This window comes from Acidovorax sp. 59 (genome assembly GCF_002754175.1).
GTDB classification, from domain to species: domain Bacteria; phylum Pseudomonadota; class Gammaproteobacteria; order Burkholderiales; family Burkholderiaceae_C; genus Acidovorax; species Acidovorax delafieldii.
This window is the reverse complement of the sequence record NZ_PEET01000001.1, coordinates 3,302,144-3,322,631: the sequence shown is the minus strand read 5'-3', so window position 1 is coordinate 3,322,631 and position 20,488 is coordinate 3,302,144. Positions and strand designations below refer to the sequence as shown.

The 20,488-nt window shown below is 67.5% G+C and carries 20 protein-coding genes; 7 read left to right on the top strand and 13 right to left on the bottom strand.

From position 1 onward, the window contains the following. Positions 1 to 13: 13 nt before the first annotated feature. Positions 14 to 400, bottom strand: a complete 387-nt coding sequence (locus CLU87_RS15105) for a MerR family transcriptional regulator (protein ID WP_099732199.1) — start codon at positions 398 to 400, stop codon at positions 14 to 16. 93 nt (positions 401 to 493) lie between these two features. Here CLU87_RS15105 and CLU87_RS15100 point away from each other — a divergent pair, with 93 nt between their 5' ends. Next, positions 494 to 976 (top strand): hypothetical protein, encoded by a 483-nt coding sequence (locus CLU87_RS15100; protein ID WP_099730981.1) that lies wholly within the window; start codon positions 494 to 496, stop codon positions 974 to 976. On the opposite strand, the gene CLU87_RS15095 is transcribed toward CLU87_RS15100, so the two are convergent. Continuing rightward, positions 948 to 2,126: a nitrate/nitrite transporter gene (locus tag CLU87_RS15095; protein ID WP_099730980.1), complete on the bottom strand. Its 1,179-nt coding sequence runs from the start codon at positions 2,124 to 2,126 to the stop codon at positions 948 to 950. The genes CLU87_RS15100 and CLU87_RS15095 overlap by 29 nt on opposite strands. A gap of 674 nt (positions 2,127 to 2,800) precedes the next feature. Here CLU87_RS15095 and CLU87_RS15090 point away from each other — a divergent pair. After that, positions 2,801 to 3,163: an MliC family protein gene (locus tag CLU87_RS15090; RefSeq protein ID WP_099730979.1), complete on the top strand. Its 363-nt coding sequence runs from the start codon at positions 2,801 to 2,803 to the stop codon at positions 3,161 to 3,163. Between the two features lie 96 nt (positions 3,164 to 3,259). Here CLU87_RS15090 and CLU87_RS15085 read toward each other — a convergent pair whose 3' ends face one another. Next, positions 3,260 to 3,802, bottom strand: a complete 543-nt coding sequence (locus CLU87_RS15085; RefSeq protein WP_143227280.1) for a hypothetical protein — start codon at positions 3,800 to 3,802, stop codon at positions 3,260 to 3,262. Continuing rightward, on the bottom strand, positions 3,786 to 4,613 hold the full coding sequence (locus tag CLU87_RS15080) for a DUF6502 family protein (protein ID WP_099730977.1): 828 nt from the start codon (positions 4,611 to 4,613) through the stop codon (positions 3,786 to 3,788). Before CLU87_RS15080 ends, CLU87_RS15085 begins: the two co-directional genes overlap by 17 nt. Before the next feature lie 162 nt (positions 4,614 to 4,775). On the opposite strand from CLU87_RS15080, the gene CLU87_RS15075 reads away from it, so the two are divergent. Further along, entirely contained in the window at positions 4,776 to 6,809 is a 2,034-nt protein-coding gene (locus CLU87_RS15075; protein ID WP_099730976.1) for a beta-propeller domain-containing protein, read from the top strand. A 137-nt stretch (positions 6,810 to 6,946) separates the two neighbouring features. Here CLU87_RS15075 and kynA read toward each other — a convergent pair whose 3' ends face one another. The 9 genes from kynA to CLU87_RS15030 form a co-directional block, all read right to left on the bottom strand. Then, positions 6,947 to 7,834, bottom strand: coding sequence for a tryptophan 2,3-dioxygenase (gene kynA / locus CLU87_RS15070; RefSeq protein ID WP_056748325.1), 888 nt, complete (start codon positions 7,832 to 7,834; stop codon positions 6,947 to 6,949). 18 nt (positions 7,835 to 7,852) lie between these two features. Then, on the bottom strand, positions 7,853 to 9,163 hold the full coding sequence (gene kynU / locus CLU87_RS15065) for a kynureninase (protein WP_099730975.1): 1,311 nt from the start codon (positions 9,161 to 9,163) through the stop codon (positions 7,853 to 7,855). Positions 9,164 to 9,259: 96 nt separating this feature from the next. After that, on the bottom strand, positions 9,260 to 9,916 hold the full coding sequence (gene kynB, locus CLU87_RS15060; protein WP_192420185.1) for an arylformamidase: 657 nt from the start codon (positions 9,914 to 9,916) through the stop codon (positions 9,260 to 9,262). A gap of 103 nt (positions 9,917 to 10,019) precedes the next feature. Next, positions 10,020 to 10,835, bottom strand: coding sequence for an amidohydrolase (locus CLU87_RS15055; protein ID WP_099730973.1), 816 nt, complete (start codon positions 10,833 to 10,835; stop codon positions 10,020 to 10,022). Positions 10,836 to 10,838: 3 nt separating this feature from the next. Further along, the gene (locus CLU87_RS15050; protein WP_099730972.1) at positions 10,839 to 11,882 is read right to left on the bottom strand and encodes a tripartite tricarboxylate transporter substrate binding protein; all 1,044 of its coding nucleotides are present in this window, start codon (positions 11,880 to 11,882) and stop codon (positions 10,839 to 10,841) included. 44 nt (positions 11,883 to 11,926) lie between these two features. Beyond that, positions 11,927 to 12,670, bottom strand: a complete 744-nt coding sequence (locus tag CLU87_RS15045; RefSeq protein ID WP_099730971.1) for a GntR family transcriptional regulator — start codon at positions 12,668 to 12,670, stop codon at positions 11,927 to 11,929. Positions 12,671 to 12,810: 140 nt separating this feature from the next. After that, entirely contained in the window at positions 12,811 to 13,170 is a 360-nt protein-coding gene (locus CLU87_RS15040; RefSeq protein WP_233193798.1) for a YkgJ family cysteine cluster protein, read from the bottom strand. 32 nt (positions 13,171 to 13,202) lie between these two features. Beyond that, positions 13,203 to 14,615 carry a HAMP domain-containing sensor histidine kinase gene (locus tag CLU87_RS15035; protein ID WP_099732197.1) on the bottom strand — a complete coding sequence of 471 codons (1,413 nt, stop codon included), beginning with the start codon at positions 14,613 to 14,615 and terminating at the stop codon, positions 13,203 to 13,205. A gap of 5 nt (positions 14,616 to 14,620) precedes the next feature. Further along, positions 14,621 to 15,286, bottom strand: coding sequence for a response regulator transcription factor (locus tag CLU87_RS15030; RefSeq protein ID WP_099732196.1), 666 nt, complete (start codon positions 15,284 to 15,286; stop codon positions 14,621 to 14,623). A 123-nt stretch (positions 15,287 to 15,409) separates the two neighbouring features. Between CLU87_RS15030 and CLU87_RS15025 the strand changes: the two genes are divergently transcribed. The 4 genes from CLU87_RS15025 to CLU87_RS15010 all read left to right on the top strand — a co-directional run bounded on the left by CLU87_RS15025 (position 15,410) and on the right by CLU87_RS15010 (position 20,194). Continuing rightward, complete coding sequence (locus CLU87_RS15025) at positions 15,410 to 17,395, top strand: S9 family peptidase (protein ID WP_158236080.1); 1,986 nt, start codon at positions 15,410 to 15,412, stop codon at positions 17,393 to 17,395. A 20-nt stretch (positions 17,396 to 17,415) separates the two neighbouring features. After that, entirely contained in the window at positions 17,416 to 17,808 is a 393-nt protein-coding gene (locus CLU87_RS15020; RefSeq protein ID WP_233193797.1) for a copper-binding protein, read from the top strand. Between the two features lie 134 nt (positions 17,809 to 17,942). Next, complete coding sequence (locus tag CLU87_RS15015) at positions 17,943 to 18,272, top strand: FeoA family protein (RefSeq protein ID WP_099732195.1); 330 nt, start codon at positions 17,943 to 17,945, stop codon at positions 18,270 to 18,272. Continuing rightward, positions 18,269 to 20,194 carry a ferrous iron transporter B gene (locus tag CLU87_RS15010; protein WP_099730968.1) on the top strand — a complete coding sequence of 642 codons (1,926 nt, stop codon included), beginning with the start codon at positions 18,269 to 18,271 and terminating at the stop codon, positions 20,192 to 20,194. Before CLU87_RS15015 ends, CLU87_RS15010 begins: the two co-directional genes overlap by 4 nt. The last annotated feature ends 294 nt before the right edge of the window (positions 20,195 to 20,488 follow it).

Sequence of the window (20,488 nt, the reverse complement as noted above, 5' to 3'; positions counted from 1 at the left end):
CGCCCGATTTGGCTCAAAAAGTGGGCGAAGAGGCCTTGGCCCGTGGCGCCCGGGCCTGCAGCGGGCAGTCGGTGGCCACACGCTCGGCCAACGTCTGGCGCAGGGCCTGCAGTGCGGCAATGCGGTCATCAATCTCCTGCAGCTTGGCGGCCAGCACCTGCGCCAATGCGGGGCCGGGCTCGGCGGCGTCCCAGATGGCGGGCAGCCGGTCGCCGATCTCCGCCAGGGTAAAGCCCAGCTGCTGCGCAGTGCGGATGTACTGCACCAGCGTCACCACTTCGGGCGGGTAGTCCCGGTAACCGTTGTCCAGGCGCCGCGCGCGAATCAGGCCCTGCTGTTCATAAAAGCGCAGCGCCTCGCGGCTCAGGCCCGAGGCCGTGGCCAGTTCACCGATCAGCATGATCACGCTCCCCTCACAAAGTGCTTGACCCTGAAGCGTACTTCAAGGTGGAAGCTCGGGGCCTCATTGATCCATTCACAGAGGTTTCCTGTCATGCACATCCCCGCTTTCGCTTCCGGCCGTTATCTGCGCATCGTGCGCGCCAGCGGCTGGTACGACCTGCTCGTCACCTGGCCTTTTGCCTTGCCCTGGACCTTTGCCTGGCTCTATGCCCAGCTGAACCTGTTGGCCCAGGCGCTCGCATCGCCCGGCACCTTGCACCCCTTGGACACCACGCACATGCTACTGGCCAACCTGCTGGGCTCGGTGGTGGTGGTGTGGTCGGTGGCGCGCATCGTGGCGCCCACGGTGCTGCTGGGGCGGCTGGATGGCGTGGCGCGGTTTCTGTTTGCGGCCTGGCAGATCTACGCGGTGGCAAACGGCGCCAATGCCATCGTGCTGGGTTTCACCGCCTTCGAGTTGTTGTTTGGCGTGCTGCAATGGTGGCGTGTAGCAGGTGCCAGTGCGGCGCTGTGCCCGCCTGACCCCGCGCGGGTGAATGAGCTGGTCAATGGGCGGGCGCGGGCAGCAGCCTGAAGGCCAGTGCACCCACCACCAGCATGGCCGCAATGGTCAGCATCACCGCCACGTACGGGTCTGCACCCTGTGCGGCGGCGATGGAGGCCGCCACGCCCGTCACCCACTGCATCAGCGCCACGCCCAGGAACAGCGCCATGGTGAACACCGCCATGGCCCGCCCCGTGACCGCAGGGGCGTAGGCCGAGCGCACGTCCGAATACTGCAGCACCATGTAGCCGGACAGCAGGCCCACGGCCACGGAGCCGCCCACGTCCAGCCATTCGGCATGCAGAAAGCCCATGGCCGCAAACAAGGCCGCCAGCAGGGCGGTAAAGCCCAGCAGCCAGCGCCTGCGCCGTGTGGGGCCAGGGTCCAGCCGACCAAAAAGGGCTGGACTGAACAGTGACACCAGCGACGACAGCATGGCCACATTGCCGCTGGCCACCAGCGAATAGCCGTGCCGCTCGATCAACAGTGGCCCCAGCCACAGCCCGCGCAGCGTGAGGAACGAGGCATAGGTCATCAGCGCCAGCAGCATGATGCCGGCGGTGTGCGGCAGCAGGAACAGCGCGCCAAAGCCACGCACTGCCTCCAGCACCGATTCGCGCGGGGCTGCATCGTCGAGGGGTTGTGCGGGCTCATGCACCTTCCAGAAGATCAGCAGCCAGGCCAGCGCCGCCAAGCCCGCCAGCACGCCAAACCCCATGCGCCAGGACGACTGCTGCACCAGCCAGGCCAGGGGCGTGCCGGTAAACAGCATGCCCAGCCCACCCACCCCCATGGCCACGCCCGACACCATGGCAAACCGCGACGCGGGGAAGTAGCGCGCGATGAACACGGTGCACACCAAAAACGCGGGCGCGCAGCCCACGCCGATCAGCACCTGCCCCAGCAGCACCGTGCCATAGCCCGGCGCCAATGCCGACAACACCGCGCCCGCAATGGTGAGCGGAAACGCCACCAGCAGCGTGCGCCGCACGCCATACAGGTCGATGCCAATGCCCATGAACAGCTGCATGGTGCCAAAGGCAAACGCAAACGCCCCGGCAAACACCCCCAGCGCCTGCGCCGACAGACCGAACTCGGCCCGCAAGCCCGTCGCCATGATGGCCGTGATGGTGCGAAACGCCTGGCTCAGCGCAAAGCCCGCCACCAGCGCCAGCAGCATGGCCCAGGCAGTGCGGGGGGCGAGGAGAGGGGGGGCTGGCAAGGGGTTGGGCACGGGGGCAGGTCTCCAGAGCGGATGCCCGTCGCGGTCGAGAGGGGTTCTCTGCCGGCGACTGGGCCCCGCGAGGTTATCCGCTGAGCACGGGCGCTGCTGTCACCCATGGACGGCGGGGAGCCGGCCCGGTGGGCGGAGCAGCCGTACAGGCAGGCTCATAGGGTATGTCCCAGTCCCTCCCGTCCATAACCGACCAAACGCGTCGGATGCTGCGGATTTTGGGGTGTGGGTGCTTGTAATCAGATGTTTCTACCGCGGATTGGACTCCTCGGTGCTTCCAATCCTGCCCCGTCTGCAGGTGGCTGGGGCCGTCATGAGGGCGCCACAGGGCGCGGGCAGACTTTAGAGGAGGCTCTCGATGTGGGGATCACCCCAATGACGGTGCCGGGGGCCTGGGGCACTCTTGTGCCCATGCGCTGCACCGGGTGTTGGTCACGGCTCTGGAATCGCAAGTTTCGGTCTCTCGCAATCAGGATGGTGCAGGCAGTGGTGAGTGGCAAGGTTTGTGCTTGGGTGATCACCATGGGGCTTTGAATGGGTCCCGGTGGCCGGTGGCCACAAGCCGTTGGATGGAAGTTGTCGGGCGTCGTCAGATGGCGCCGCGATGTCAGGAGTGACCGATGAAGACGATGGTTTTGCTGGGTTCGGGTGCGTTGGCTACCCTCTTGTTGTCGGGCTGCGCAAGCCAGCCCCCCGCGATGCAGGCGTTCAGCGCACCGACCGATGGCAGCAGCATGCAATACGCCTGCGGCAACGGTGAAAAAGTGGAGATGCAGTTTTACCCCGATCAAGGCCGCAGCGTGATGCGCCGCAGCGGCTGGACGGTGGAGCTGCCCAAGCAGGCTGCCGACAGCGGCTACGCCTACAGCAACGGCCCCACCACGGTGCTGGGCAAGGGCAATGAGCTGACGATCCAGATTGGACACCTGGCACCGATCTGGTGCCGCAGCAACCGCGGCATGATGGTGGCGGGCGTCCAGTAACCTCACCCCTCTTTGTCACCGGCCTGTTCGGGGCTGGTTCGGATTTCTGGTTTTTTCAGGGCCTGTGCAGCCTGTCTGCACAGGCCCTGTGTCGTTTCAGCGCTCCTCGGGAGTGCAGGACCCGGGGGCGGCTGCTGCAGAAGCAGGGCGCTGCTCCAGCGTGCGGGGGGCGACCAGCAGGTTGCCCTGTGCGTCCCGCACGGTAACGACCACCTCGCGGCTGCTGTCGGCGCGGGTGTCGCTGAACTGCAGTTGCATCTCGGCGGCCACAGTGCGGGTTTGGGCTTCGCCCCCGTTGGGAAATTCCGTGGTTTCCAGGGTGCCCTTCAGGAGTGCCATGCCCTGTGCATCGATCTCCCACGGGCCGGTGAACACAAAGCGCTGGCAGGTGATGTTGAGTTCCACCCGCTCGTTTTCCAACAGCAGGTCCGTGCCACCGCAATGCAGAGCGCAGGGGGCTCCCACTGTGAAGCCCGCGCCCGAAAAATAAACCGCTCCGTTGATCGGGCCGGTGCCCGTGCCACCGGTGCCGGGACCGCAGGCGGCCAGCACCAGCAGGGTGGTGACAGCCACCAGCCGTCGGGCCGTGAGCAGGGCCATCCGGCCCACCCGGGCCCAGAGTTCAGGAAGGACGTTCATCTTGGTCTGCGGCATAGAAGTAGCTGCCAAAGCGGGCGCGCCGGTTGCGCTCGCCGGGCGGGGTGTTTTGCTGGTCGTGGTCGTAGCGGGCCTGGGCCTCGGTCATCACGGTCTTGAAGGCCTGGCGCCAGGCCTTGGCGGCCACGACGTGCAGGCGGTGGGCTGATTCTTCGCTGAGCTGGTCCACAAACACGGCCTGCTCCAGGTAGTTGTGCTCGCCCTCCAGGTTGAGACTGGCCGCCGCCAAATGGTCGTGCAGGTTGTCCTGCATCAGCTGTGCCATCTCGGCAAAGCCCTGGCGCGGCACAAAGCCGGCGGCCAGCAGGCGGATGAGTCCATCCTCACCTTCCTCGGCCATGCCCAGGCGGACCAGTTCGTCGAGCACCGCGCGGGGCCGCACATCGCTGCTGATGCTGGCCACCAGGCCATCGAAGTGCGGAGGCTCGCCGCTGCGGGGCAGGGGGCGGGGCTGGCCCTCGTCGTCCAGGCAATCCGTCTGGCTCAGCCAGCGCGCGGCCACCTGGCTGGCCATGTTCAACGGGGTTTCGCCCGCTTCTTCCTCAGCAGCGGGCTCGGCCAGACGGCCGAGGTTGCGCACATCGCGCCGGTGCACGCCCGACATCAGGCTCACCGCGCTGTCGGTCGTCTTCTTGCCTGTGCGCTGCAGCTCGTCGTGCGCAGCGTCCAGAAACACCTTCTTCATGGCCGCGGCAAACGCGGGGTAGGCCACGCCATTGCGCAGCAGCAGGCGCGCCAGAGGGCGCAGCACGTGCAGGGCAGAGGCCAGAACGATGGCGGAGCGGGAGGGCATGAAAGAAGGCCGAGGCGCGGCGGGTGTCAGGGTCAGGCTGTGATTGTCATCTGGTTGACGGTTTGAAATTATGTGGGATATTATCCCACTTATTTGCGGTGTGGTGTGGGCCGAAGCCGACGCCGCGCCGTGGGTATACGCATTCACAGGGAGAACAATCAGATGAAGAACCGAGGGTTGATGAACACACTGGCGGGCATATCCCATGCGTCGCCCGCATGGCTGGCCGTAGCCACCGCTGCATTCGTGGCCGGCTGCGGTGGCGGGGAGGGCGGCAACCCGCAGACCCCCAACGAGGCGCGGCTGCAGGTGGCGCGCTCCGGCGATCTGGTGGCCTACTTCAAGGCCAAGATTGCGCAGCGGGTGGCGTTGGGCTATCCGGGCACGGCCATCACTGTGCCCACCGTGGGGGGCTTGAGCAGCGCGGGCAGCGTGGTCACCCACACCGGCGCGCCACTGGCGGGCGCGGTGGTGGAGGAAGACGCCCTCATCAAGTCCGAGGGCAACATGCTGTATGGCGTGCACCGCGCCTACGCCACCGACACCGGCCGCGAGCCGCCGCGCCTGGCCGCCATGGCCCGAGCGGCCGATGGCAGCCTGTCCAGCGTGGGCAGCGCCACGCTGGACGCCAAGTACATCCCCCAGGGCTTTTATGTGGCGGGCGGTGGTACGCGCGCTGCCGTGCTGTCGCAGCAAGACCCGTATGCCGACCGCCAGCCCGTGGTGGCTGCGGCCGACGCCAGCATCACCGTGTTGCCGGAGTACAGCCGCACGCTGTCGCTGGACCTGTTTGCCATCCACAAGGACATGGCGCCCGCGCAGCTCAAGCAGATGCGCATCGATGGCCTGCTGGTCGGCAGCCGCCTGATTGGCAACATGCTGTACCTGGTCACCACCTGGTCGCCCGACCTCACGCGCTTCACCGTGCCGGCAGGGGCCACGGCATCGGCGGTGGACGCGGCACTTAAGGACCTCAACACCGCCGCGCTGATCCCCACCCTGCGCGTGGATGGCGGCCAGCCGCAACCGCTGGTCAACGAGGCGGACTGCCTGGTGCAGACGGGCAATGCCTCGCTGTCGCTGCAGCTCACGTCCATCACGGCCATCGACCTCACCTCGTCCAGTCTGGCGCGCACCAGCCGCTGCTTTGCGGGCGGCAGCGAAGCGGTGCACCTGGGCGCGCGCAGCGTGTATGTCGCCAGCTCGCGCCAGTACCGCTATGGCGGCGATGTGGCCAACGCTGTGTTCCCCGCCGACAGCCGCACCGACATCCACAAGTTCAGCTTCCGGGGCGCGCAGGTGGACTACGACGCATCGGGCAGCGTGGACGGCCACCTGGGCTGGGACCTGCGCCGCCTGCCATCGCGCCTGAACGAGTACCAGAACGATCTGCGCGTGCTGACCTTCACCGGCAAGACGGGCCAGAGCGGCATGCCGCCGGTGACCATCCAGGCCCAGCAGGCCTCCCCCGCGCTGCTGACCGTGCTGCGCGACAGCGGTCGGGACAGCTATCTGGGCCCGCAGGCCAAGCTGCCCATTCGGCTGCGCACGGCGCGGGGCGACCAGCAGATCGACAACCTGTTCTTTGCAGGCGCCCGGGCCTATGCCACACCCTTTACCAACACCGAACCCGTGTGGGTGCTGGACCTTGCCAACCCTGCGAACCCTACGGTGGCAGGCGAGCTGGCTGCGGGCGGCTATGCCGACCACCTGGTTCCGCTTCCGAACGGACTGCTGCTGGGCGTGGGCAAGGACAGCGCCCTGGGCGGCGTTGCCGATGGCATTCAGCTCGCGGTGTTCGATGTGCGCAATGCAGCGCAGGGCAAGCGGCTGGCCGCGCAGACGGCGGGCGGCCGGGGCAGTATCACCACGCTCGACAGCACCCGCCCCGTGCTCAACCTGCAGGCGGTGGAGGGCAAGGTGCGCATAGCGTTCCCTGCACGCCTTTACCAAGCGCCCACGGGCGTAGGCACGCCCCCGCCCGTGCGTGGCTACCAGGGTGCCTTGCGGCTGGAGGTGAACACCACCACCGGCGCGCTGGCCCAGCGCTCCATGGTGGTGTCCACCGCCATCCTGAACGGCGACACGCCCGGGCTGTACAGCCGCTTTGACATTGCCAACGAGCGCAGCTTGCAGGTGGACAACGTGGCCTACCAGCTCTCGGGCGGCCAGGTATTCGCCAGGGCCGGAGACTGAAACGCTCCGGTTGCGAATCAGGGAGAGAACTATAAAAACGATAGCCGCTAGCGCTTTATCGTTGGGCGCAGGCAGCAGTTAGAAGGCCTGTTCACCAGGGCGGTGAACAGGCCTGTTTTTAGGGCAGCTTGAATTGCTTACAGATCCGTGCGCAGCTTCCAGATCTCGGGGAACAGCACCACGTCGAGCATCTTGCGCAGGTAGCTCACACCGCCCGTGCCACCCGTGCCGCGCTTGAAGCCGATCACGCGCTCCACCGTGGTCACGTGGCGGAAGCGCCAGAGGCGGAAGGCGTCTTCCAGGTCGGTCAGTTCCTCGCCCAGTTGGTACAGGTCCCAATGTTTTTCGGGGTTGCGGTATACGGTGAGCCAGGCCTGCTCTACCGCGTCGTTTTCCACATAGGGCTGTGTCCAGTTGCGCTCGGTGTGGCTGGGTGGCACGGCCAGGCCGCGCCGCGCCAGCAGCCGCAGGGCCTCGTCGTACAGCGACGGTGCCTCGTACGCCGCCTGCACCAGGGCCAGCAGGTCGGCGCGGTGCTCGTGGGGCTTGAGCATGGCGCGGTTCTTGTTGCCCATCGAAAACTCGATGCAGCGGTACTGGTAACTCTGGAAGCCGCTGGACTGGCCAAGGTACGGCCGCATGGCGCTGTACTCGGGCGGTGTCATGGTGGCCAGCACGTCCCAGGCGTGCACCAGCTGCTCCATGATCTTGCTCACGCGCGCCAGCATCTTGAACGCGGGCGGCAGCTCGTCGCGCGCAATGTGGCCGATGGCCGCGCGCAGCTCGTGCAGCATGAGCTTCATCCACAGCTCGCTGGTCTGGTGCTGCACGATGAACAGCATCTCGTCGTGCGCGGGCGACAGCGGCTTTTGCGCGGTGAGGATGGCGTCGAGCTGCAGGTAGTCGCCGTAGCTCATGGACTTGCTGAAGTCGAGCTGGGCGCGCTCCTCGTGCACTATGGATTCGGGCAGGGCGGCAGACGCCGGGTTGTTGCCATCGGCAGGGGTTTGCGAGAAAGGGCACATGGTGGTTTGCCTTTCCGATCAGGTGACGGCGTGCGTCTGATTGAACTCGGCCTTCTGCCACTCGCCGCTCTCCAGCACCTGGCGCAGGTGCTCCACGGCATTCCACACGTCTTCAAAGCCCAGGTACAGCGGCGTGAAGCCAAACCGCAGGATGTCCTTGTGGCGGCCCGTGCCGCCATCGCCCTTGCGGAAGTCGCCAATCACGCCGCGCGCAATCAGCGCCTGCACGATGGCGTAGGCCCCGCTGCCCTGGCCGTTCACGCCCGCGCCTTCGTCGCGGGTCAGGCACACCTGCGAGCCGCGCTGGGCATGGTCACGCGGCGTAGCCAGGCCCAGGCCGTGGCCTGCGCAGCGCTCTTCCACCAGCTGGATGAACAGATCAGTGAGCGCCAGCGACTTGGCGCGCAGCGCGGCCATGCCGCCCAGGCTTTGCGCGGCGGTGAACACATCCAGCCCGCATTGCAGTGCCGACAGACTGATGATGGGCTGCGTGCCACACAGGTAGCGCGTGATGCCCGGGGCGGGTTGGTAGTCGGGTGTGAAGGCAAACGGTGCAGCGTGGCCCCACCAGCCGGACAGCGGCTGCCAGAAGCGGTCAGCATGGCGTGGGTGCACCCAGGCAAAGGCCGGTGCGCCGGGGCCGCCGTTCAAATACTTATAGCCGCAGCCAATCGAGAAATCCGCGCCTGCGCCGTTCAGATCGACCGGCACCGCGCCCGCGCTGTGCGCCAGGTCCCAGACGCACAGAATGCCCTGGGCGTGCGCGGCGGCGGTGATGGTGGCCATGTCGTGCATGGCGCCGGTGCGGTAGTTCACGTGCGTGAGCATCAGCACAGCCACGTCGTTGGTGAGTGCTGCGGTGATCTCTTCGGGCTCTACCAGCACCAGCTCCAGGCCGCGCTCCTTGCACAGGCCTTCGGCAATGTAGAGGTCGGTGGGGAAGTTGCTGCGCTCGCTCACGATGCGCTTGCGCGCGGGGCTGTCTTCCCGCGCAATGTTCAGCGCCGCGCTCAGCACCTTGTAGAGGTTGATGGAGGTGCTGTCGGTGCACACCACTTCATCTTTGCCCGCGCCGATCAGTGGGGCGAGCTGGTTGCCCAGGCGCTGGGGCAGGTCAAACCAGCTGGCGGTGTTCCACGATTTGATGAGGTCTGTGCCCCATTCGCGGGTGACCACATCGGCCACGCGCGCTGCAGCGGCCTTGGGGGCCACGCCCAGTGAATTGCCGTCGAGGTAGATCACGCCGGGTGGCAGGGCAAAGTGGTCGCGCAGGGCGCGCAGCGGGTCTTGGGCGTCGCGGGTGCGGCAGTCTTGAAGGGTGATGGACATGGGAGTTGGGGAGATGGTTGCTATGTTATTGATAGCTGCTGGCGCATGTTGTACTAGCGCTTCCAGCCAGAAATGCTTGAAATTCTGTGTATCGCGCTAGTCCAGCGCCCGCAGCACGGCCCGCACGGGGGATGCGTCGGCCGTAGTCAGCTTGAGCGGCAGGGCGATCAGTTCGTAGTCGCCCTCGGGCACGGCGTCGAGCACCAGGTTTTCCAGCACGCGCAAACCCCGGCGGCGGATGACCTGGTGGCTGTCCAGCGTCTTGCTGTCGGCCGGGTCGATGCTGGCGGTGTCGATGCCCACCAGCAGCACGCCCAGGTCGGCCAGGCGCTCGATGGTGCCGGGCGCATAGGCGGCCAGCTGGCCGTCCCAGCGGTCCACGGGCATGTGTTCGTAGGTGCGCACCAGCACGCGCTGGGGCAGGGAGGCGTTCACCGCGTGGGCAATGTGTTCCCAGTTGATCAGTGGGCCGCAGCCGATGGCGTGGATCACGCGGCAGGGGCCCAGAAACGCGTCGAGCGACACGTCACCGATGGTGGCGCCCTGCGCGTCATAGTGCAGCGGCGCATCGGCGTGGGCGCCAACATGGGGCGACATCGTGATCGCGCTCACGTTGACCGGGCAGCCGGGGCCGATGGTGGCGCACCACTGCTGGCTGTAGGCCGTGTCGCCGGGGAACACGGGGCTGCCCGCAAACACGGGCGGCGAGATGTCCCAAAGCTGGCGGGCGGTGGGGGAGGAGGGCATTGACATGGGACAAAGTTTGCATGTCCCGAAAAACCCGTGGTGTCGGTTATTTCCAACACCACTCAGATTTTTTGTTGAAGCCTAAACTATCTAGGCGTTGCTGCCGGCGTCAGGCGTAGAGCTGGCTACCTGCCGCAAGCGCTGCCTGCGCACGCGCCTCGCCCAGCGCATCCACCACGGGCGTCCACACGCTGCGATAAGTTGGCATGGCGGTCGCTTCAAAAGCAGTGTGGGGCCAGTCTGACCCCCAGACGAGGCGATCCTTCGCCAGCGCAGCAACACGCTGGATGTTGCTGGTCAGCCCCGCATACGGTGCCTGGTCGCGCAGCCGGTACCAGCCTGATAACTTCACCCACGCGCCCAGTTCGGCCAGCTGCTGCAGGGCCAGCCAGGCCGCGTCTGTGGCCGGCAAGGCCGCGTGCATGCCCGCCAGATGGTCCAGCACACAGGGCAACCGCGTTTGGTGGTGCACATGGGCAATCTGCGCCAGGTGGTGCGGGTGGGCGTACCACTGGATGTGCCAGCCCATTTCGCGCAGCGGCCCGGCCAGGGACTCCAGCGCATGCAGCCCGTTGCCCACCGGTGACACGAGGTTAAACCGTATGCCGCGCACGCCCAGCTGGTGCATGGCCTGCAGGGCAGCAGGCGAGGTGGTTTCATCGACCACCACCACCGCGCGGTGGCGACCCGGGCGGGCTTGCAGCGCGTCCAGTATCAGGCGGTTGTTCGTGCCATACACGCTGGGCTGCACCAGCACCAGGTGGCCCACGCCCAGCCGGGCCGCCTCGGCCTCGATGTGCTCGATGGGGTGGTGGGCGGGCTGGTAGTGGCCCGGCTGTGTGGCAACTGTGCCGTCAAAGATATGGACATGGGCGTCCCACCCGTCCAGGCGTGGGGGCGGGGCGCTGATCGCAGCGGTGGTCATCGATCAGCCCGCCACGATCTTTCGATCGCGCACCAGCTTGCCCCACAGGGCTTGCTGAGCCTGGATGAACTTGCCCGCGCTGGCCTGGGTGGCGTCCTGAAAACTGTCACCACCCAATGCCCGGATACGGCCCAACACTTCGGGGTCGGCCAAGGCCTTGCGGACGGCGGCCACCAGCTGCTTGCGGGTATCGGCAGAGATGCCTGCAGGCGCCAGCAAGGGGTTCCATTCCAGCACTTCGTAGTCGGTCACACCGACCTCTCCCATGGTGGGAATGTTGGGCAATGAACGCGCGCGCAGCGTGCTGGTCACGGCCAGGGGCCGCAGCTTGCCCGCCTGGATGTGCCCCAGGGACGACGCTACGTTGGCAAAGAACAGTGGCACCTGCCCGCCCATCACATCGTTCATGGCCGGACCACCACCCCGATAGGGGATGTGCGACAGCTTGATGCCCGTGCGCTGTTCGAACAACGCACCTGCCAGGTGCTGTGCAGAGCCGTTGCCTGAAGACGCGTACGCCACCGAATCCGGCTGGGCCTTGGCCTTGGCGATGACGTCCTGCACGGTCTTGGCTTCAAAGCCAGGATGGCACACCAGCACATTCGGAAACGTGGCCAGGATGGCCAGCGGCGTAAAGGCCGCGTTGCTGTCGTACGGCAGCTTGGGGTAGAGCGAGGGGTTCACTGCAAACGACGACGCGTCCAGCAGCAGCGATGTGCCATCTGGCGTCGCGCGGGCCACGGCTGCAGCGGCCAGCTGGCCGCTGGCGCCCGGTTTGTTCTCGACCACCACCGATTGCCCCAGGGCCTCTGACAGGCGGGGCGCCAGGATGCGCGCCATCAGGTCGGCGCCACCGCCCGCCGGATACGACACCACCAGCGAAATGGGGCGCCCGCCCGCCAGGCCATTGGCGCGCGCGCCGATCCACGGGGCTGCCAGCGTGGTGCCCAAGGCTGCCAGCGTCGTGCGGCGTGTGAGGGTGCTGGAGCTGCGTTTGCCTCCCAACAGCTGGGCAGATGTGGGGGCGGATTCCTGGGGGCGGTTCATGGTGTCTCCTTCGGGTGTGGGGGTGTTGTTCTTGGGGGCGTGGCTCAGGTGATCGTCACGGTGTAGTGAAAGGCGTTGGCGTCGCCCCGGGTGGTGCGCCACTCCACGCAGCGCCCACTCAGGTCGTGGGCGGCGCGCTGCACCTGCACGCAGGGGTGGCCAGCGGCGAGTTCCAGATGAGTAGCCTGGGCCGCGGTCAACACACCAAAGCCGATTTCGTCCACTGCGCGGTGCACATGCACCCCGCAGCGCCGCGCAAACATGGGGTAGAGCAGGTCGTCCCACTCCGAGGTGTTGCCCTCCACCAGGGGGGCGAACAAGTCCAGCGGCAGCCAGATTTCTTCCAGCAGACAGGGGCGGTCGGCCAGCAGGCGCACGCGCAGCAGGCGTAGCACGGCCTCGCCCGTGGCCAGGCCCAGGCGCCGCGCTACACCCGCTGGCGCAGCCATGCGCTGGCGCGACACGATGCGCGAACGGGGAATCTCGTTGCTGCCGGTGTCAAAGCGAAAGAACCGCAGCATCGAAGCCCCGGCGATGCCTTGCCGCACAAACGTCCCCCGGCCTTGCAGGCGCTCCACCAGGCCTTCAGCGACCAGCAGCTCCAGCGCCCGCCGCATCGTGCCCAACGCTACCTGGTGCTCGCTGGCCAACAGGCTTTCTGCAGGCAGCGCCGTACCGGGAGGCCATTCACCCGACACCACACGTGCACGCAGGGCGGCGGCCAGCGACGCATAGCGGCTCACGCCCGGTGTGGTGTGGAGCGGAACGATGGTGGATGTGGTTTGCATATCTATAACTTTAGTCCTCTATAGGATTTTCTGCAAGCACATATCTCCTTGACCGTGAAAGCGGAGTCGGCGCAACAGGGGGCTGCGCTGAGATACGGCAACGTGGAGGCGTGGAAAAAAGAGGATGCCCGCTGTGGGGCTCAGTCCATGGGCCCGTCGCCGAGTGGCGCCAGCCCGTGCCGCGCACGCGCCTTGTGGCAGGCGTAGTCGCCCGCCGAGAACTCGCGGCAGGGCGCGGGGCGCAGTTCGTAGATGCTGCAGGCCACCTGCTGGCCCACCTGGCCGGTGAGCGCAACGCAGCGGATGGGCACCTGCTCCGTGCCCCGCATGCGGCAGGTGCTGCCGTTCACATCCAGGGCCAGACCGTCGGGCACCGTGCCGCCCATTGCCTGCATCTCGTACACGGCAAAGTCCAACCGAAAGCTGGCGCAGCAGGCGCCGCAGCTCAGGCACGGGTGGGTGGAATCGGCGGTGGTCATCGTGGTCGCGTCGTCGGACATGCGGGGCGGGCGGTGGGCCTGCGGCGGGGCCGTCAGGCGCTGTGCGGGAGGGCAATGCTAACGAAAAAGCCCACGCCCCGGCCGTTCAGGCCTGCGCCCATCTGCACCTGCCCGCCCATGCGCAGCACCGCCTGCCGCACGATGGCCAGGCCCAGACCTGAGCCGTTGGCGGCATGGCCCGTGCCCCGGTAGAAGCGCTCGAACACCCGCTGCTGCTCTGTGGCCGGGATGCCGGGCCCGTCGTCCTGCACCGACAGTTGCAGCGCCGCACCCCCGCGCCGCAGCGTCACCGCCACGTTGCCGCCATCGGGCGTGTAGCGCAGCGCGTTGTCGATGAGGTTGTGGGCGATGGATTCGAACGCAGGCTGGTCGAGCCGCGCGGGCAAGGTGTCGGGCGCGTCCAGCGACAGCTCGATCTGACGCGCGATGGCCTGCGGCGCAGCCTGCGCTAGCGCGCCGCGCAGCCATTGCGCCACGTCCAGGTCGCGCGGTGCGGGGCGCTGTGCGTCGTCCAGCGCGGCCAGGTCCAGCAGTTGCTGCGCCAAGTGCGAGGTGCGGGCGATGGCCTGCTCCAGGTGGGCCTGGGCCTGCGTGCGTTCCTCCTCGCTGGGCGAGCGGGCCATCACGTGGGCCTGTGCAGTGATGACGGCCAGCGGCGTGCGGATCTCGTGCGCGGCGTCCTGCACAAAGGCGCGCTCGCGCTCCACCTTGTGCTGCAGCTGGGCGAAGAGGTGGTCCAGCGACTGCTCCAGGGGCTTGAGTTCGCCGTGGCGGGCGTTGAAACCCACCGATTGGAGGTCGTCCTGTCCGCGCTGCGCAATGCGGCTGGCCAGTTGCTGCAGCGGCCGCAGGCCGTGACGTACCGAGAGCCACACCGCCAGCAGCACAAAGGGTGACGCCAGCAGCAGGTAGGGCAGCAGGGCGCGGCCGTTGGACTGCAGGAAGTTGGAGTCCGTGCGCTTGGTCTCGAACACCCGCAGTACCCAGCGCGCATTGCGACCGGTGTAGATGCGGAACGACCGGCCCTGCAGGGCGGCTTCCTCTATGAATGGCTCTGCGCGGGGCGTGGCGGGCGGCAAGGCCACGTTCTGCAGCCCCGGCGAGGCAAACACACGCTGGCCCGATGCCGCATCGAGCAGCTCGTGCATCTGCACTCCGGGCAGCAGCCCGATCTGGCGGCGGCGGACGTTGGTCCAGTGGTCGGTGGCCGCCACAGCCGCGGCGGCGTGTGCAGGATCGGTAACCTGGGCCAGCGAGTCCAACACCGCGTCGCCGTACTTCATCAGGCCCGGGTCCCGGGTGATGGTGTGTTTGTAGTTGACGAAGTTGTAGCCCAGCAGCACCGCCCACACCACCACAAACGCCACCAGCACCGAGGCCACGCTGCGGCGCATCAGCGTGGGTTCGGCCAGCCAGGCCCATGCGCTGCGCAACGCGTGCTTCATCGTGGTCATGCTTGCAACAGATAGCCCACGCCACGCACGGTTCGGATCAGCTCTGCCCCGATCTTGCGCCGCAGGTTGGACACATGCACTTCGATGGCGGCAAAGTCCATGGGCTCGCCCAGCGGGTCCAGCCGCTGCGACAACACGCTTTTGGACACCACCACGCCGGGCTCGCGCGCCAGCTCCAGCAGCAGCTGAAACTCGCGCGGGGACAGCTCCAGCGGAAGCCCGGCGCGCTGCACGGCATGACGCCGGGGCTCGACCACCAGCTCGCCCAGCACCCAGCGCTCGCTGGCCTGGCGCGCGCTGCGGCGCAGCACGGCGCGGATGCGCGACATCAGTTCGGCCGTGGCAAAGGGCTTGATCACAAAGTCGTCCGCCCCTCCGTCCAGGCCCGCCAGCCGGTCCTCCACGGCCGAGCGCGCCGTGATCACGATGACGGGCACCTGCCCGCTGTGTCCGCTCTGGTTGCGCCAGCGCGCCAGCAGGTCAAAGCCACTGCCGTCGGGCAGTGTGAGGTCCAGCAGCACACAGTCCACCGTTGTGGCGTCCACCGTGGCGGGCGCATCCACCGCGCGGCGCAGCCACTCGCTGGTCAGCCCCTCCACCTTCAGCGCGGACTGCAGCGCGCGGCCCAGGTCCAGGTCGTCTTCGATGAGCAGGATGTGCATGGGGCGATTGTGGCGGGAGTGGTGGCCGTTGCGCAGTGCCGCAGCCGCCACCTTTGGCTGGCCTTAAGGCGGGACTTTGCACAATGGGCGCATTCAATGGCTCAACACATGGGGGAGAAAACGATGGCATCGACAACCAAACAGGCGATGGTGCGGCGATGGTGGGGCAGCGCAGCGCTTGCTGCTGCTCTGGCCTTGGTGGGCTGTGCTTCCGGGCCTACGCACCCTTCGCTGGCTGGGGCGCAATTGCCCGACCTGGTGCCCGTGCGCGACTTTGTGGCCAGCCGGCAGTCCACCGGGGGTTATCGCGTGTCGCCGGATGGAAAGCGCATCGCCTGGTTTGGCACCGACGGCGTGGTGCCCGCAATCTGGGTGCAGTCCATCGATGGTGGCGACGCCAAGGCGTTTCGCATCCGTGCGCGCGCCATCCGCTTCAGTGCCGACAGCCGCTGGCTCGGCATCACGGCCGACCCCACGGGCGATGAAAACACCCGCATCTATGCGGGCCCGGTCGAGGGCCCCGGGACCGACTTGCGTGAGCTGATGCCTGCACCGCGTTCGGTGGCGCATTTTGCAGAGGCGGTGGATGCTTCGTCCGACTTCATCGTCACCTCCAACCAGCGCGACAAAAAAGTGTTTGACCTGTACCGCGTGAACCCTGCGGGCGGGCCGCCGGTGCTGATGGCCACCAACCCCGGCAACGTGGGCTGGTGGGGCGTGGACACCACGGGCCAGCTGCGCGCCCGGGCACAGATCCAGGGCGACCAGGTGCTGCTGGAGCGACCTGGCGCCGAGCCGGGCAGCTGGGTGACGGTGGCAGAGCGCAGCCGGTGGGACACGCTGAACATCTTTGGCCTGCACGATGAGGGGCGCAAGGCCTGGGCCCTGTCGAACCGGGGGCGCGACAAGCTGGCGCTGGTGCGGCTGGACCTGACCACGGGCTCCGAGGAAGAGTGGTTTGCCTCGCCCGACGTGGACCTGGACAGCGTGACGCTGAGCCGCCGCACCCGCGAGCCGCTGCTGGCGCACTTCATGCCGGGCTACCCGGCGCGCAAGGTGTTCGACCCCGCGCTCGATGCCCGGCTGTCCGCGCTGGCCGGTGACAAGCCCGCAGAGGTGCTGGTGACCAGCCTGGACCAGACGGACAAGGTGCTCACCGTGGCGGTGGCCACCGACCGTGGCACCCGCAACTACCTGCTGCGCGATGGGCACGAACCCCGCTTTCTGGGCGAGAACCGGCTGAGCCTGATTGCCAAGGACCTGGCCCCCACCGCGCCCATCACCTACACCGCGCGCGATGGTCTCACCATTCACGGCTACCTCACGCTGCCCGTAGGCGCAGCGCCGCAGCGGCTGCCCACCGTGCTGCTGGTGCATGGCGGCCCCTGGGCGCGTGACCGCTGGGGCGATGGCGCCACCAGCCGCGCCATGCAGCAGTTTCTGGCCAACCGGGGCTATGCGGTGCTGCAGGTCAACTACCGGGGCTCCAGCGGCTATGGCCGCAACCACATGGAAAAGGCCCGTGGCGAGTTCGCAGGCCGCATGCACGACGACCTGGTGGACGGCGTGCGCTGGGCGGTGGAGCGCGGCGTGGCCGACCCGCAGCGCGTGGCAATCTATGGCGCCAGCTACGGCGGCTATTCGGCCCTGGTGGGCGCCACCTTCACGCCCGAAGTCTTTGCCTGCGCCGTGGATGTGGTGGGCGTGACGGACATCGCACGCCTGCTGGAAGCTGCTCCGCCCTATTGGGAGCTGGGCCTGCCGTGGTGGCACCGCTATGTGGGCAACCCGGCCGCGCCGGAAGACCGTGCGCGCATGGACGCGAAGTCGCCCCTGTACCGGGCTGAGCACGCGCAAAAACCCATCCTCATCATGCACGGCGTGAACGACCCGCGCGTGAAGCTGGAGCAGTCCGAATGGATGGTGGCGGCCCTGCGCAAGGCGGGCAAAGAGGTCGATTACGTCACCTTCAAAGGGGACGGCCATGGCAACCAGCGCTGGCCCAACAACCTCACCATGTACCGCAAGACCGAGGACTTCCTCGCCCAATGCCTGGGTGGGCGGACCAGCGGGTTTGACTACTACCAGCTAGGCGCGTGGGCGTTCTGATGGGGCAGGCTGTCACTTGGTTGCTTGCCCGATGGGGGCAGTGCGGCTGCGGGTTTGCCACCGCACTGGCCTTGGCCGCCGTGTGTGGTGCGGTAGGTGCCCAGCCAGTCGTCCCTGCGGGTGCGGCCTCGGTGGCCGCAGAGGATGCTGCGGCTCCGGTCTACACCCGGGCGCGGCTGGTGTCTGTGGAGGCGGATGCGGGCGGCAACGCCACACTTGTGCGGCTCAAGCTGCTGCCCCGCGCCAAGCTGCCGTTCACCACACAGACCTTCCGGGTGGTCAACCCTGCCTTGCTGCACGGCATTTCGCAGGGGGCATGGGTGCAGTTCACCGCCCGGCACATCGACGGCGAAAACACGCTCACATCCATCCGGGCTACTGTGGAGTGCAAGCGGTTTGAGCGATGTGACTGACCACCCGGGCAGGGCAGCGGGGACTGCGGCTTGCGCTGCGTCAAGGAGAGAGTGAGACGGCAACCAGCACGATGCAGATATTGGTAGAATGAGAATCACTATTATTTGTATCGAGGCCAGTCACCATGAAAACCATGGACGATGGCGCTGCGGCGCGGTTGCATCTTCCTACGCAGCAGAACCTGTCCCCGCGGCTGCACCAATTGCCGCGCCGTGCCTCGGGCCGGGTCACGGGCCTGTTGCCCGCACAGGACGCGCAAGAACACAGCATGCTGCTGCGCTTGCTGGAGATTGGCTTCCTGCCCGGTGAAACCGTGCAGGTGGTCGCACGCGGCGGCTGGGGCGGCGATCCCATCGCGGTGCGGGTGGGGCAGGCCACGTTTGCGCTGCGCCGCCAGGAGGCCTCCATGGTGCAGGTGCAGCCGCTGGATGACACCAGCCTGTCTGCCAAGGAGCTGGCATGAACGCCCAGGCTACTGTGCAGCCCACCGCCGCCGATGCGCCCCTGCGCGTGGCGCTGCTGGGTAACCCCAACTGCGGCAAGACCGCGCTGTTCAACCTGCTCACCGGCGCGCGCCAGAAGGTGGCCAACTACGCGGGCGTGACGGTGGAGCGCAAGGAAGGCCTGCTGCAGACCGCCGCCGGCCGCCGCGTGCGCGTGCTGGACCTGCCGGGCGCCTACAGCCTGCACGCACACAGCGTGGACGAGGCCATTACCCGCGACATCGTGCGCGGGCGCCGCGCGGGCGAGCCTGTGCCCGATGTGCTGGTGTGCGTGACCGATGCCACCCACCTGCGCCTGAACCTGCGCCTGGTGCTGGAGGCACGCGCCCTGGGCCTGCCCATGGTGCTGGTGCTCAACATGATGGACGTGGCCGAGCGCCAGGGCATCGCCATCGACCGCGAGGCGTTGTCGCGCGAGCTGGGCATGCCCGTACTGGCCACCGTGGGCGTGCGCGGCAACGGCGCCCAGGAGCTGGTGCAGTGGCTGGATGGCGCCAACCTGCAGCAGCTGCAGCGCCCGGTGGTGGCGCCCGATGCGGCGGCGCGCCTGGATGCGAGCGACCTGGAGGCGCAGAACGACGTGATCCGCACGCACCAGGAAGTGCGGCGCATTCTGGACCGGGCCGTGCGCGTGCCGGTGGTCAGCCTGCGGACTGACGACCGCATCGATGCGGTGGTGCTGCACCCGGTGTGGGGCCTGGTGATCCTGGCCGCCACTCTGTTCCTGATGTTCCAGGCGGTGTTCAGCTGGGCTGAGCTGCCCAAGTCGTGGATTGAAGATGGCGTGGGCTGGCTGGCAGCCCTGGTCAACAGCCACATGGCCGACGGCCCCTTGCGCAGCCTGCTGACCGACGGGGTGCTGGCAGGTGCGGGCGGGGTGCTGGTGTTTTTGCCGCAGATCCTGTTCTTGTTCCTGTTCATCCTGGCGCTGGAGGACTCGGGCTACCTGCCGCGCGCGGCGTTTTTGCTGGACCGCGTGATGGGCACGGTGGGCCTGTCGGGCCGCTCGTTCATCCCGCTGCTGTCGAGCTTTGCGTGTGCCGTGCCGGGCGTGATGGCCACGCGCTCCATCACCCACTGGCGTGACCGGCTGGTGACCATCATGATCGCGCCGCTCATGACTTGCTCGGCGCGCCTGCCTGTGTATGCGCTGCTGATTGCAGCCTTCATCCCCGAGCGCACGGTGGCGGGGGTGTTCAACCTGCAGGGTGTGGTGCTGTTCGCCCTGTATGTGGCGGGCATCGTCAGCGCCATGGCCGTGGCGGCGGTGGCCAAGCTGGCCCGCAGCGACACGCGGGCTACGCCGCTGATGATGGAGCTGCCCGCGTACCGCTGGCCCAGCGTGCGGGGCCTGGCCTACGGCCTGTACGAGCGGGCGGTGATTTTCATCAAGCGGGTGGGCGGCATCATCCTGGCCGTCACGGTGTTGTTGTGGTTCCTGTCCACCTACCCCGGTGCGCCGGAAGGCGCCACACAGCCTGCCATCACCTACAGCCTGGCCGGCCAGCTGGGCCGCCTGCTCGAGGTCATCGTCGCGCCCATTGGCTTCAACTGGCAGATTGCCATCGCTCTGGTGCCCGGCATGGCGGCGCGCGAGGTGGCGGTGAGCGCACTGGGCACGGTGTACGCGCTGTCCGCCACAGGCGACGAGGTGGCCAGCCAGCTGGGGTCGCTGATTGCGGGCTCGTGGTCGCTGGCCACTGCGCTGTCGCTGATGGCCTGGTATGTGTTTGCGCCCCAGTGCATCTCCACCATCGCCGCCGTGCGGCGTGAGACCAATGGCTGGCGCTACCCGCTGCTCATGGTGGGGTACCTGTTTGCCATGGCGTATGCCGCCAGCTTTGTGACCTACCGCGTGGCGTTGGCGCTGGGCGGCGGCTGAAGGGAAACGTTGTGATGGTCCAGCAACTCATGGTCGGTCTGATCGTCCTTGCCGCAGCGCTCTATGTGCTCTGGCGTTATTTGCCCGGGCGCTGGCGCCAAGGGTTGGGCAAGGTCCACCCGGGGCTCGTCCAGTCGCCGGGCTGTGGGGGAGGCGATGGTGGGTGCAGTAGCTGCGGCAGTTGCGCGGCGCCGTCCGCGGCGGCCGCTGAAAAACCCGTGGCCATGCCCGTCCGTCGCGGGTCTGCTTCTCAGTAGTTGCTATATTTTATATAGCTGCTAGCGCATGATTCAC